Origin of the sequence: Gracilibacillus thailandensis (assembly GCF_010994055.1) — a bacterium.
GTDB lineage: Bacteria > Bacillota > Bacilli > Bacillales > Amphibacillaceae > Gracilibacillus > Gracilibacillus lacisalsi.
In genome coordinates, this window is the sequence record NZ_WJID01000001.1 from 32,027 (window position 1) to 46,416 (window position 14,390).

Annotated in this window: 11 protein-coding genes and 1 pseudogene; 1 reads left to right on the forward strand and 11 read right to left on the reverse strand. The window is 36.1% G+C overall.

Features of this window, described 5'->3' with window-relative positions; translation table 11 throughout:
- Positions 1-23 precede the first annotated feature (23 nt).
- The 11 genes and pseudogenes from GH715_RS00100 to GH715_RS00145 form a co-directional block, all read right to left on the reverse strand.
- Positions 24-1,329, reverse strand: a pseudogene (locus tag GH715_RS00100) (glycosyl hydrolase 53 family protein).
- Positions 1,330-1,352: 23 nt separating this feature from the next.
- On the reverse strand, positions 1,353-1,682 hold the full coding sequence (locus GH715_RS21705) for a glycosyl hydrolase 53 family protein (RefSeq protein WP_267463665.1): 330 nt from the start codon (positions 1,680-1,682) through the stop codon (positions 1,353-1,355).
- Between the two features lie 22 nt (positions 1,683-1,704).
- The gene (locus GH715_RS00105) at positions 1,705-2,889 is read right to left on the reverse strand and encodes a glycoside hydrolase family 53 protein (protein WP_240469326.1); all 1,185 of its coding nucleotides are present in this window, start codon (positions 2,887-2,889) and stop codon (positions 1,705-1,707) included.
- A 15-nt stretch (positions 2,890-2,904) separates the two neighbouring features.
- Positions 2,905-3,747, reverse strand: a complete 843-nt coding sequence (locus tag GH715_RS00110; protein WP_153833857.1) for a sugar ABC transporter permease — start codon at positions 3,745-3,747, stop codon at positions 2,905-2,907.
- A complete protein-coding gene (locus tag GH715_RS00115; RefSeq protein ID WP_153833856.1) occupies positions 3,747-5,063 on the reverse strand; it encodes a carbohydrate ABC transporter permease in 1,317 nt (438 codons plus the stop codon). The genes GH715_RS00110 and GH715_RS00115 overlap by 1 nt, the downstream gene beginning before the upstream one ends.
- A 60-nt stretch (positions 5,064-5,123) precedes the next feature.
- Positions 5,124-6,386 carry a sugar ABC transporter substrate-binding protein gene (locus GH715_RS00120; protein ID WP_153833855.1) on the reverse strand — a complete coding sequence of 421 codons (1,263 nt, stop codon included), beginning with the start codon at positions 6,384-6,386 and terminating at the stop codon, positions 5,124-5,126.
- Positions 6,387-6,562: 176 nt separating this feature from the next.
- Entirely contained in the window at positions 6,563-7,402 is an 840-nt protein-coding gene (locus GH715_RS00125; RefSeq protein WP_240469327.1) for an AraC family transcriptional regulator, read from the reverse strand.
- 73 nt (positions 7,403-7,475) lie between these two features.
- Entirely contained in the window at positions 7,476-8,666 is a 1,191-nt protein-coding gene (locus tag GH715_RS00130; protein WP_153833853.1) for an ROK family transcriptional regulator, read from the reverse strand.
- Between the two features lie 45 nt (positions 8,667-8,711).
- The gene (locus GH715_RS00135) at positions 8,712-10,280 is read right to left on the reverse strand and encodes an FMN-binding glutamate synthase family protein (RefSeq protein ID WP_153833852.1); all 1,569 of its coding nucleotides are present in this window, start codon (positions 10,278-10,280) and stop codon (positions 8,712-8,714) included.
- Between the two features lie 230 nt (positions 10,281-10,510).
- Complete coding sequence (locus tag GH715_RS00140; RefSeq protein ID WP_153833851.1) at positions 10,511-11,494, reverse strand: aldo/keto reductase; 984 nt, start codon at positions 11,492-11,494, stop codon at positions 10,511-10,513.
- A gap of 15 nt (positions 11,495-11,509) precedes the next feature.
- Entirely contained in the window at positions 11,510-12,367 is an 858-nt protein-coding gene (locus GH715_RS00145; RefSeq protein ID WP_153833850.1) for an NAD-dependent epimerase/dehydratase family protein, read from the reverse strand.
- Between the two features lie 485 nt (positions 12,368-12,852).
- Between GH715_RS00145 and GH715_RS00150 the strand changes: the two genes are divergently transcribed.
- Positions 12,853-14,382: a response regulator transcription factor gene (locus GH715_RS00150; RefSeq protein WP_153833849.1), complete on the forward strand. Its 1,530-nt coding sequence runs from the start codon at positions 12,853-12,855 to the stop codon at positions 14,380-14,382.
- Positions 14,383-14,390: the final 8 nt, after the last annotated feature.

The window sequence follows — 14,390 nt, forward strand, 5'->3', positions numbered from 1 at the left end:
AACTTTCTATGTTGTTAATACCATTAGTCATTTTTATGAAATTTTACATTATCAATATTCATCCAATTGCCAGCATTTGCATACGAGATTATGCCAATTTCACACTGGCCATTTGTAACTGTAATGTTTTCTATTTCCACTTTCACCCATTCATCAGTACTAACGGGTAAATTCTGTTGAAGTTCATTATCTCCATAATTCTTTGCATAAATATATACATCATCTTGACCACCACTATTTAATATCCATGCTGAAAAAGTATACTCTCCATCTTCAAGTTCATTTAGGGTTTGATATGTTGAAACAGTGTAGTCATTATCACTCCAATGTGTAAGTTTATAATCACCATTAATACCAGGGCCTTCTACAAATACTGCATCACTATCACTGCTATCTTCTGCCCATACCCCCCAATTTGTTGGTGTATTCGTCCACCCATCCTGTTCGAAATCATGATTTTGAACTAAATTAGTTGGAACACTATTATTAAAAATGGATACACTTTCTAATAGGTTTCCATTAAAGTCAAATAATGTTTGATTATCCCACGGGTTTGACAGTAAACCATTGTCATCATTATATAACTTACCTGCTTCTGTCCCCCAATGCGCTCCTTCTACCGGGATCCAAGTAGGCTCCCACCAAAATATACCTCTGCCTCTATCCTCAGGGATATCCTCAACTATTTCTCTTAAATCTTTCATATATTCAATTTGCCCTTGTGGCGTGGCTGGATACCCTCCTATACTTTCTTCTGCCTCATAAAAGGAATTTCCTAAACCGTCACCATCAGCAAGTGTAAATCCATATGCAGTTTCTACAATCATGACGTCTTTATCATATCTTTTACTAATATCATTCATGTTATTGCAACTCACCCATCGTCCCATGCCAAAATGGATAATAGGATAGTCCGATTATATCAAAATCAACTCCCAAATCAGTTATTTCGTCGAACCACCATCTATATAAACTATTGTCCCCTCCATGATCAAGGTGCAACACTATTTCTATATCTTCATCACTACTTAATGCATCATTTATTCCAGAAACCCCTGCAGAAAAGAGCTCAGCTAGCTGAGTGAAATCATTATTATCTGTTCCTACTTTTCCATCATCCCATAAAATTCCTGAAGTCGTTTCATTACCTACCTGAACGATTTGCGGCATCACATTCTCCTGTTTAAATGCTTCTATAACACTTTTTGAATAGTTATATACCTCCCCTTTCAATTCACTATAAGATAAATTTTGCCAAGCTTTCGGTTTAGTCTGTGTACCCGGATCTGCCCAAAAATCACTATAGTGAATATCAAGTAATATCTCCATCCCTTGAGCCTTCGCACGCTTTGCTAATGAAAGAGTCGTTTGCAAATATTTGTTCCTCCACCATAAGGATTACCTTGTGCATCATAAGGATCAACCCACAATCTCAGTCGAACATAATTCATACCATTTGAGCTTAAAATTTCAAGTGCATCCTTTTCGACACCATTTTCATAAAAAACTCCTCCAAGCTCTTCAACTTCATGTAACATGGATACATCTCCACCCATGATAAAATCACTATCATTAGTTGCTGCACGAAGGTTAGAATTATTCTCTTCTGCAATCATAATACTTTCTACAAATAACCCTAGGAACAGTGCCCCTGTAACAATAAAAAATTTGATTTTCCTCATAAAAAGAACCTCCTTAAGTTATTTAAAATGATTTAAATATATCTAAAGATTCTAAAGCATTTCCCTCAAAATCAAATAACCCTTGGTTTGCCCAATGATTTCCTATATTCCCAAGATCATTTCCGTATTTCATCCCCTCTACACTTGCCCAACTTGTTTGTTTGACGGGTAGCCATGCTGGTTCCCAATACACAATCCCTAATCCTTTATAAGCATCTGCGTGAAGCTCTTTGACTAAATTCAAAAGATCAATTAAGAAAGTTTGCTGTCCTTTTATAGTAGGAGGGTATCCTGCAATGTCAGATAATTCTTTATTAAATATACTATCTTCTCCTTGAGGTGCTTCATCTGTAAATGCATAAGCTGTCTCTACAATCAATAGATCTTTTTCGAATCTATCACCTATATCCTTTAAATTAAATTTCAAATCTTCTAAACTACCGTGCCAATATGGATAATACGACAAACCTATGATGTCGAAATCCACACCTCTTTTACTAATTTCATCAAACCAAATTCGATACAATTTATTTGCACCACCAAAATCTAGATGTAAAATGATCTTCATCTCATCAGTGGTATAATTTTCCCTCACCGCTAAAACCCCGGCCTTCAACAAATCAGCTAGTCTATCATATGCTGTATTTCTTTCTTTTTCTTCCCAAACCTCAAATTCTTTCTCTTCAAATAGGAATTTTGGTGTTTGACCATCTGGCCATAGCATGCCATTTGTAATTTCGTTACCTATTTGTATATACTCAGGTACCAGACTCTCTCTCTTAAAAACTTGTAATATTCCTTTCGTATAGTTATATACTTCATTTACTAATGCCATCCCACTCAAGTCTTCCCACTCTTTAGGTTTTTGTTGTTTTTTTGGGTCTGTCCAAAAATCGCTATAATGTAAATTAAGCATAAATCTCATACCTTCAGCTTTAGCTCTTCTAGCTAATCGGACAGTTGTTTTTAAATCATTTGTTCCTCCTAAATAGGGATTACCTTGCGAATCAAATGGATTAACCCATAATCTAAGTCTTATCGTATTGATACCTTTTGATTTTAATATTTTAAATAAATCTTTTTTCTGATTATCTACAAAAAATTCTCCCCCAAATTTTTCAACTTCGTCTAAAATTGAAATATCTACACCTTTTATAAATTCTTGTTTCAAGATATCATTTCCCTCCAAATAGTTGTTGTTCATCATCTTTATAGTGTATGATTAGCCTTTTGTCCCACCCGCAGTTAGTCCAGATATCAAATATCTTTGTAGAAATAAATATAAAATCGCAACAGGAGCTGCAATCAAAATTGCGCCAGCAGCAAAGCGAGTGAAATTATTTGAAAACTGGTCATTAATAAAGTTAAATAAACCCAAGGCTAATGTATAATTCTCAGAACTTTGTAAAATAATTGATGGCAAAAGAAAATCAAATAAAGGATTCATAAAATTGAATAATGCAACTACAGCTAGAATGGGTTTAGCTAAAGGCATAATAATTCTTAAAAATACGGTTAAATGCCCGGCGCCATCTATACGGGCTGATTCATCTAGCTCTCGAGGAATTGTATCTAAATAACCCTTTACAAGCCAAGCATTGAATGGTATTTGACCTCCAACATAAATTAGAATTAACCCAGTTAATGTATCCAATAAGCCAACAAGATTCAATAAAATGTACAGAGCAACCATTGCCATCATTGCTGGGAACATTTGCAAAATTAGAAAAGTATATAATCCTGATTTTTTCCCTACAAAGTTATATCTCGAAAAAGCATAAGCTACTAATGATGTCATGATGACAGAAAAAATGGCAGATGCACCAGATACTATCATGCTATTTTTATACCAATTGAGATAATCACTGTTAGGATCAGTAAATAGCCATTTATAATGATCAAGAGACCAGTTTTCAGGAATAATAGAAGACGAGTAAAAACTGGTACTAGAGTTCAATGACATTCCAATAGCCCAAATGATCGGATATACAATAATTATGGTCATAATACCAAAAACAAGATATATCCCCGCTACTTCTAAGTTTGATTTTAATCTGGCATTCATTAAATTTTACCCTCCTGCTTAAAAGAACTGGTTCGACGGAATTGTAAAATGGCAAAGATAGAAATCAAAATACCAATTATCAAGGAAATCGCTGCTGCCATACTGTAATTATTCGTTTCAAAAGTTAATTTATATACCCAAGATATTAATATGTCTGTCCCGCCTGCATTTTGCCCTTGAACGGCAGGCCCACCTTCATTAAATAAATAAATGACATTAAAGTTATTAAAATTAGTAGTATATTGAATAATTAATAAAGGAGCTGTTGCAAATAACACGTGTGGAAGTGTAATATTTTTGAATTTTTGCCATCTCGTAGCCCCATCTACCTCTGCAGCTTCATACCAGTCTTTTGACACACTTTGCAGAACTCCAGAAAATAATGCAAACACAAATGGATAGCCTAACCATGTTTGAATAAGTATGAGAACTATCCTTGTATAGAACGGATCTGATAGCCAAGGAATTCCTTCTCCACCAAAGAGAGGTATAATAATATCACGATTAATTGTCCCGAATTCATTATTAAACATTGCAGCAAAAATTAAGATAGAAACGAAGCCTGGTACTGCCCATGGTAAAATTAAGATTGTTCTTATAACTTTCTTGAATTTAATTCTGCTGTCATTAGCTAACAACGCTAAAAATAATCCTAATACAATTTGAAAAGTGGTTGCCACCAGTGTCCACATAATCGTCCATGCAAAAACACTAACAAATGTATCTTTCCACAGTGGTGCAGTGATTAGCTTACCGAAGTTTTCAAAACCTACCCAGTCTAATAAGTTTTTCGGAGGAGAATTATATAGATCATAATTCGTAAAAGCTAATGAAACCGCGAACAGTAAAGGTAATAAAACAGAAAAAATTAGCAATACAAATCCAGGTATAGTCAATAGATACACAAAGGATTTGTCATATGCAATTTTAATTGATTCCCTTATGCTTGGTGCTTTCCAACCTTGGGCTATGAGCTTTGCTTGTTTTCTAGCATCTTTTACATTTAAAACATAGAAAATAATCGCAAATACTATTAAAATTAACGAAATTAAACCATACACCAATAAAAAGATAGAATGGTCCACTCCCGGCATTGTCCCTAAAGTTCTGATTCCCCATAGACCTAAGTTAATGAAATCAGCACATGTTATAATAAAGGAAACTTCCAGTAAAATCAGGATTAAGCCTTTGAGAAACCTTTTATTATATAATTGTCCTAATCCTGCAAAAATAAGAGATAATATTGTTGCAATATTTGGATTGTGATTATTTTTCTTATCCTGAAAATTACTAGAATAATTTTCATTCTTAGGCATTACAATCATCCTTTGTTTATATTTAGAGTGAAAAGGGAACCTTCCCACTCTAATGAACTACTATTCTGAAAGTTGTATCTTTTCTTTTATATTACTTACAACATCTTTTAAGTTTTCTTCAACATCTCCGCCGTTTACAATTAACTCTATTGCATCATCCATATCCCACACTGTGGACATTTCAGGAATATTTGGCATTGTTGTACCATTTGGAATTTGTGCTGTGTATCCATCATAAATAGGATCTTCAATACTATCTAAAATCTCTGGTCGTGGAGGAATTTCTCCTGTTAGATCATAATAAAGCTGAGAATTTTCATCATTTGTCATATATTTTGCTAAATCCATAGCCCATTCAGGATGCTCCGAATAAGAGGATACTAGCCATGATTTTACTCCAACAAATGAAGGTGCAACTTCCCCGTTTATTTTGGGAAGTGGAGCAGTAGCCAAATCTTCACCGATAGCATCCTGATAGACAGGAATATTCCATGGCCCACTAACAGCCATTCCTACCTTACCTTCTGTAAATAAACCGTCAATGACATCAACTGTTAAGCTTTTAGGCAAAATACCATCATCAACAAATTTCTTATATTCTTCTAAACCAGTAATTGATCCCTCATTATCTAATCCTATATCTGATGTATCATAAACTCCATCTTCCTCTCCGAAAATGTACCCACCATGTGCATTCATAAAAGAGTATAAATAATAAAACTCAGGAGAAATTAAAAATCCATATTGATCTTTCTCAGGATCTGTTAATTCTTTTGAAATCTCATACACTTCCTCAATTGTTTCAGGCGGTGAATCTATCATACTTTTGTTGTAATAAACAAAATAAGTATCAATAGTTACTGGTGAACCGTATAATTCTCCTTCATAAGTAAATGCTTCTGTGGCAGCATCACTATATCCATTTAACTCCTCTTCCGAATACTCAAAAGGTACCGCTAACCCTTGAGCAACCACATCTCCTAATCTATCCTGTGGTTGGAAAAATAAATCTGGGCCGTCTCCCGTTGGACCAGCAAGACTAAGCTTTTGTAGTTGATCAGGCATTGGAACTTTTTCAAAAACAACTTCTATACCTGTTTCTTCTGTATAATTATTAAACATTTCTTCAGCTGCCTCAATTGCTTCTTCCTCATCATTCACCCAAACTTTCAATTCTTCAGGTTTCTCTTCTTTTTGATTCTCCTCCGCTACTTCTTCATTTCCTTCAGATTGTGAAACTTCTTCACGTTCTGGTGCACAAGCAACCAAAGTAAAAACAAATACTACTAAAAATAAGCCCCATAAATTCTTAATTGTTTTCAATTAAGCGACCTCCTTAATAAATTAATTTAATTATCTTTACATATTTTATTATAAAGCGATTTCATTTTTATTGATATATCAAATTATTCTATATTACTTTCAAATAATGAAACACAGAAGTTCAAACCAAAAAATTAGTTGTATGTTATAGCCTTTAAAATCAAAAACCTGCACCACTATTGATGCAGGTTCCGGTAAGTGGAAGGTGTGATACCTTCGCGCTTTTTAAATGTTGTAACAAAATGGCTGACACCGTTGAAACCAACTTGTTTGGCTATTTCTTTCAAAGATAAATCCGGTGTAGTGATCAAGATGCGTTTGGCCTCCCTGATCCTTAATTGTACAAGAAAAGAATAAGGGCTTATCCCAAATGTATCATGAAACATCGTATTTAAATGTTGAGAACTAACTTGTGCTTTTTCCGACATTTCTAATAAACCAATGTCTTGTGGATAAACTTGCTCCAGCCATTCGACAACCCCTCTTATCTTCTCGAAAGACTCTAAAACAGACAGTTTATTATTCATTTGACCATATTTTTTTAACCGCATTAAAAATTGATAGAGATCAGCTGAAATTTCATGGGCTAAATGATGCGGATCCTGATAGCCTTCCAGTTTCCCTATAATTTTTTCCACATGTCTAGTAAAAGAAATATTTTCATTCTCCTCGTAAAAAGCAGAATAGTTCATATCTAACGCATTTAAAATTGAGTCTATCGCTGCTCCTGTAAAGGTAATATAGTACGTTTCCCAATACACATTTGCCTCATGATCGGAATAATATTTATGGGGTGTGTATGGCGTCAACAGAATAGCTTTGCCTCGTGGTAAAGAAAAAGATTTATTGGCTAATTCAATGATTCCTTCTCCCTTCACTGTTTGCAACCAATGATAATAAGGATATCCTTCGGGTCGGTTAAAATCTAATTCATTTGGATTATAACCAATACTCTCAATATATAAGGGTAAAGGGTTTTCAGAAACGGAAAAAGTAAATCGTTTTTTCTCAGCCACTTTATCACAACTTTCTTCACAAATAGTCCATTTCAACCACCATTATAAAGTAAAATAGTAATAATGAATACTCCTACTCTACTACCGGCTCAAACAATTCACTTAAAATTAGTGCGACTGCCCCGAGTGAAGAACCATATTCTCCTAATTTAGATAAATAGACTGGTGTTGTCTGTGCTCTTTCCGAGATCGCTCTTGTTTTAATCGTGTCAATAACTGGATCCAGAATATAGGAGTCAGCATTTGAAACCCCGCCACCAATAATAATGGTACTAGGGTTACAAACGTGTATTAAATTGGTCAGTGCAATCCCTAAATAAGTTCCCGCTTCCTTTAACACATCCTGGGCTAATCGATCTCCCTCCAGCGCCGCTTGATGTACTACTTCCGCTGTTATTGTTTCACGATACAGCAATAAGCTACTTGCATTACCTTGCTCTAATAATTCGATTGCTTTCTCTGCAATGGCAGGCCCTGAAGCAACCGTTTGTAAACAACCTTCATTTCCGCACGAACACTTTTTACCATATAAATCGACTGTCATATGGCCAATTTCACCAGCAATGCCATGTTCTCCACTATATAACTTGCCATCAATTACAAGACCGGCACCAATTCCTCGTCCGACATTTACCGCAATCATGCTTTTGTTAGCCATTTGATTCTCAAACCATGCTTCTCCTAAAGCTAATGCTTTCGCATCATTTTCAACTTTTACATCCATCTCAAATGCTGCTTCTAAATGATCTTTGATTGGTATATGTCTTAAGTTTAAATTAGGTGCAAAGATTGAAATGCCTTGCTCAGAGTCTACAACACCATGCATCGCCACACCAATCCCGATATATTGTAAGGAAGACTGCTTCGTTATTAATTGTTCAACGCCACTAGTAAGCATGTTTAGAAAACTATCTTTAGTTAATGCTTGTGCTATTTCTTGTTCTACTTCATCCACGATTTCCCCAGCCAAGTCTGAAATAATAAAACGAATATCACTTGGACCTACGTCAATGCCAATAATATGAAAACCATTCGTATTAAGCACTAACATCGTTGGTTTTCTTCCACCCTGTGAAATACCGAGCTGACTTTCTTTGATTAGCCCTTGTTCCAACAGTTCTTTTACGATGCTTCCAACAGTTGGTGGTGTTAACTGGGTCTCTTTAGCAATTTGCGCACGTGAAATAGTGCCTGCTGTCCGAATTTTATTTAAAATAATAGATTTATTGATTGATTTCATCCATTGAAAGCTACCACGTTGCATCTTCTTCCCCCAACTTTCTTAATATACTTTAATAAGTATACCACATTATTTATTGGTCATTAAATGATTCTCGTATACTACATCATACAGATCTTTATAAGCAACATGCTTCTCTCTTAATTGTGTTGGGGATTCTAAACCTGCCGCTGCCGCTATATTATAAAGCCCTTCCCTAATCGATATCACATAATTCGTTACGCGATAAGATTTCTCTTCTATATCCAATCCTCTTTGCAGCTTCGGATCGGTTGTTGCTACACCTACAGGACAATGATTCGTATGACAAACTTGTGCCATAATACATCCTGCTGTGATCATAAATGCTCTCGCAACCTGAACTAGATCTGCCCCTAGCGCTAAAGCAAAAGCAATTCGATCCGGTGTAAACAATTTACCTGATGCAATAATTTTCACTCGATCACGAACTCCTGCCTGAACTAATGCATTATGAAGGATCGGAATCGCCGACTTAATCGGAAGTCCGACACTATCCGTTAGCTCCTGGAAAGTAGCTCCTGTGCCACCTTCTCCCCCATCGACAGAAATAAAATCTGGTTTCTTACCTGTTTCTTTCATAGCTTCTGCTAATTGATAAACATCCTTTTCTTGCCCGACAACTATTTTTATGCCAACCGGTTTTTCAGTTACCTCACGTATTTGTTCAACAAAATCTAGCAAACCATGAACATCTGAAAATTGCTGGAACCGATTCGGACTGTCATTCGATTGAAATGGCACAATACCTCGATCCCTAGCAATTTCTTCCGTTACTTTTTCCGCCTCAAGATGTCCACCACGTGTCTTTGCACCTTGGGCAAGCTTCAATTCAAAGGCTTTTATTTGATCAATAGTAGACTTCTTTTTTAGTTGTTCCCAAGACATTTCTCCATCAGGTGTGCGCACACCGTATAAACCAGGGCCAATTTGCAAGACTAAATCTACATTCCCTTTTAGATGATAGGAAGATAGACCACCTTCTCCCGTATTCATCCACGTACCACCAGCACGTCCAAGTCCAATAGAAAGTGCAGTAATAGCTCTTTCACCAAGCGCACCATAACTCATGCCAGCCATACCGATTAATCCTCGCACATGAAAAGGATTTGCTGTTTCCGGACCAATTACAATTTCATGCTCCCTACCTAACAAATAAGGGGACACTTTCTGTGCCTGACGATGTTCTTTTCTGGCAAAAAGATTCTCCTTATCAATGTGATATATTTTGGTATCCACTTTAGGTTCGTGGTCAATCGATAGTTCTTCTTTCAACTTTGGGAACATTGTGTTTTTAATATAATAGCCTGGTTGATCAAAGTCCCGCTTCGAACCAAAACCTTCTAATCTTTTTTTATACTTTGCCGGCATGACTATATGGAGATAATCTTTTCTAGAAAATGGCTTCCCTGTATCATCTTCGGTAAACAGGTATTGTCTTAGCTCAGGGCCGATATTTTCCAGAAAATAACGAACTCTCCCTATGAGTGGATAATTTCGTAAGACTGCGTGTCTTTTTTGGTTTCGGTCTTTCCAAAACCATAGAATCATAAGTGCGCCAGGAATAATTAAAATCACCAATACAATTGCCAATAAAATAACGGAAGCAATATCCGCCATATTCCCCCTCCATTCTATAACTCTCTTTTAGTTATGATGCTTTTTAGAAAAAACCCTTACTACTGCTCACATTATGAATAGTCAAATTAGGAAAAATAGATTTGTTGTGGATTCTCGAAGAAGTTGCTGCTTGTGCATCTTTAGACATGCATTAGAAACTTTTCAGGCACCAATTTTATTACTTTCCTAACATATGAAAAGGTATGGAAAACTTCCATACCTTCATTGTATTAATAGGGACCACGAATATGATCGTGTACTTCATTTTTATAAAAGCTGCGTATTTTTTCTAACTCTTGGTCGGAGAACGCGGGAACGTTAACTGCTGCCAAGTTATCTTCGACTTGTTTTACTGTTTTAAAACCTGGAATCACGGAAGAAACGGCTTCATGGCTTAAGATCCATTTCAATGCTGCTCTTGTCATATTGTCTCTTCCCTCTGCAATCCATTCTAATTGCTTACTTAACTCTACCCCTTTAGTAAAAGGCAGACCAGCAAAAGTTTCACCGACATTAAATGCTTCACCATTTTGATTAAACTTACGGTGATCATCATCTTCGAACTCGTGATTTGTCGAAAATTTACCAGTTAATAACCCACTTGCTAACGGCACTCGAGCTAATATACCGACATTCTTCTCCTGTGCAACTGGGAATAACTCTGTGATTGGCTTTTGGCGGAACATGTTAAAAATCACTTGTAAAGCAGCTACATTCGGATTTTTCATTGCAAGCAACCCTTCTTCAACTGTCTCGACACTTACACCATAGTGGCGAATTTTTCCTTGTTGCTGTAATTTATCCAACACTTCAAATACCGCTCCATCTCGAATGATTTCAATTGGTGGACAATGAATTTGAATCAGATCTAATTGTTCGCGTTGTAATCTGCGCAAACTGTTTTCTACATAATTGGTAACGGATTCTTCTGAGTATGTTGCAGGATCATGAATATCTCCAGCACGACAAAATTTGGTTGCGATATAAATCTTATCTTCTTTTCCTTTCGTTGCTTTCGCAAGTAACTCCTCACTATGACCATCGCCATATACATCAGCAGTATCAAAGAAGTTTACCCCGGCATCCATTGCTCTTGCCAATCCATTTAATGCTTCTTCATCATTTGTTTGGCCCCATGCACCACCTATTGCCCAAGTGCCAAAGCTCAACTCACTTATTTTCATATCAGTTTTGCCAAATTGACGATATTGCATAAAGTATCTCTCCTCTTATTGATTGTTTGCTTTTACATAATCACGCCAGTTATGAACAGGTTGCCAACCTAACACTTCTTTTGCTTTTTTATTACTTAGTAAAGTTTCATATCCCTCTAACGGCTCACGAAAATCGGCTACATTAGGAAAGGACTTCTCCATTAGCTCTTTGCTTGTGATATCCATACTGGAGTTGTCAGCAGCAAGGTTAAGGGTTACTGTTCCTAGCCCATCCTTTTCAACTGCTAATCGATAGGCTGCTCCAGCATCACGTGCATCAATATAACTCCATAGAATCGGTTTACGTACTTCGGGTTTATGTATAAACGCTGGGAAATTCTCATACATATGTGGAGCAATAACATTACCTACCCGCATCGATACAACTTGCATACCTGTATGCTGATGTATCATGTCAGCTGTTTTTTCGTTAACGATTTTAGAAAGACCATAACTATCCTCTGGCATTTGCGGATGCTCCTCATCGACAGGTACATATAAAGGTTGTAGGTCCTGTTTACTAAAGACAAGCCCATAGGATGATTCACTAGAAGTAATCACTGCTTTTTGGATTCCCAGTGTACCTGCTGCTTCTAAAATATTATAAGTTGACATGACGTTATTTTGAAATGTCACTTCATTTGGATGAGAATACGCTACCGGTATTGCTGCTAAGTGAACGACAGCATCAGCACCTTCAAGCACTCCGTACACTTCACCAAGATTAGTTAAGTCTGTAATAATTGTTTTACATTTAGGATTTTCTAGGTGTTTTTGATCGACATTAACTACCTCATAATCATGATCCAAAAATTCTTGAATAACAGAAGGTCCTAATAAACCACTCCCACCTGTAATCACTACCTTTGTCATACCGGTGCCACCTTTCCCTTCTTTGTTTGCGTTTTCACAGATTATTATACGTGCTTTTTCCAAAGAATAAAAAGAATCCGCTCAACCTTGCATTTTTATCTAATTCGTAGTAGATACAAACTGCGAAGTAGCTTAGTTACAGAGTTAACAGGACTTCTCTTCCGGGGATATCTCTTTCTCTTCCGAGGATACCTCTTTCTCTTCCCTGGATATAGTCGTTTATCCTCGGAAGAGAAGATCTTTTCCCTGGAAGAGAAGCCTTTTTCCTCGGAACAGATCGGCGCTTCCGGGGATATCTCTTTTCCATATCCTACGTTACTTCGCAGTTTATAGATTATACACATCACTTCTAAAGGTAGAGTTGGCTTTCTTTTCTGTTTCGGTTATCGATCAATGTTTTATTGTCTGATATGATAGAAAATATAATCGTTAACTAAATGGGTAAGATATGATCAAATCCTTACAAAAGGAGGACTCTGGCATTAATGAAAGAATTTTATAAAGTTCTGATTGTCGATGATGAAATGCTAATAAGGCAAGGAATTATAAATTATATCGAATGGGAAAGTGAAGGATACAAAATTATTGGTGAAGCTTCAAATGGTGAAGAAGCGCTACATTTGATGGAATTATATCACCCACATATTATGATTACCGATATCGTTATGCCAGGAATGGATGGCATTGAATTAGTAAAGAACGTAAAAGAAAACTACCCTGAAACAGAAGTTATTGTATTAAGTAGCTTTGAAGATTTTGATTACGTAAGACAAACGTTTCAAAGCGGAGTAGCTGATTATATTCTGAAACCAAAATTAAACACAAAAGAGTTATTAGATACCTTAAATCGTGTCACTCAAAAGCAAAAAAAGGCTGCGAATGTAAGCAATAGCCAATCATCAATGGGGGAAATATGCAAAAAGATCATAGAGGGCTATCAATCCATACGTGAAATGGATTTTGCACGAAAACAATTTACATATGATACCTTCACTCTAATTGAGGCGCTTTGGAATAAAAAAGAAACTAGTACATTATCTATTACTACTATAAAAAAGCAACTAGAGAAACAGCTCTCAAAGGTAGAAGCGCACCATATTCCATTACAGGAGCATAGTATCTTATTTCTAGTGAATTTCAATTCCGATGACTTGCCACAAGTAAAAGATGCTATTTATACATGTGAGAAGGATATGGATTCCACGAATCTAAAATGGATTATCAGCACACCTTTTCAGACAATCGATACACTAAAAAACACCTATGAAACAAACCATCTAACCATACAGCAATATCATTTTTATTTGCCGGATCGCACGTTCCTTTTCTACGATGACTTGCCTGAAGCAGCAGATACAAAAGCAGTGTTTGACTTGAATCATCTGATATATTTATTTAAGCATAAGCAATTCCAGGAAGCTTTTATCTATCTGAATGAACATATAGGATTACTTTCCAATCAATATGAAACAGATGTTTTTGAATTTAAATCATGGCTAGAAAACATAATGTTTAATATTATCGTTCTACTCGGAAACATGAAGTATGATATCGATGAGCTCGAGGCAGAAAAATATCACTATTTCTCAGAAATCAATGAAGCCTTTCATGTACGAGAAGCCATATCAATATTTGATACATTTTTAGCGAAAGTAGAGAAAAAAGTACGGCCTACAAGTACCGAGACAACTTCCAACATCCAGTTGTTATTAGATTATATAGAGGAGCATTATGACAGTCATTTAACATTGAGTACGTTAGCTGACCATTTCCATTTTAACCCTTCCTATTTATCGAGCTATTTTAGTAAACATCACCGCGAAGGGTTTAGTGAATACTTGAACCATGTTCGTATCAAGAATGCGAGGAAATTGTTGAAGGAAACGGATAAGCCTATTTCGGCAATTAGTGAAGCAGTGGGTTATTCTGATCACAGTTATTTTACAAAAGTTTTTAAAAAACTGACGGGTAAATCGCCAAGTACTTACCGCAAAGAAAACAAACTGACGAATTGAGGCTGTTT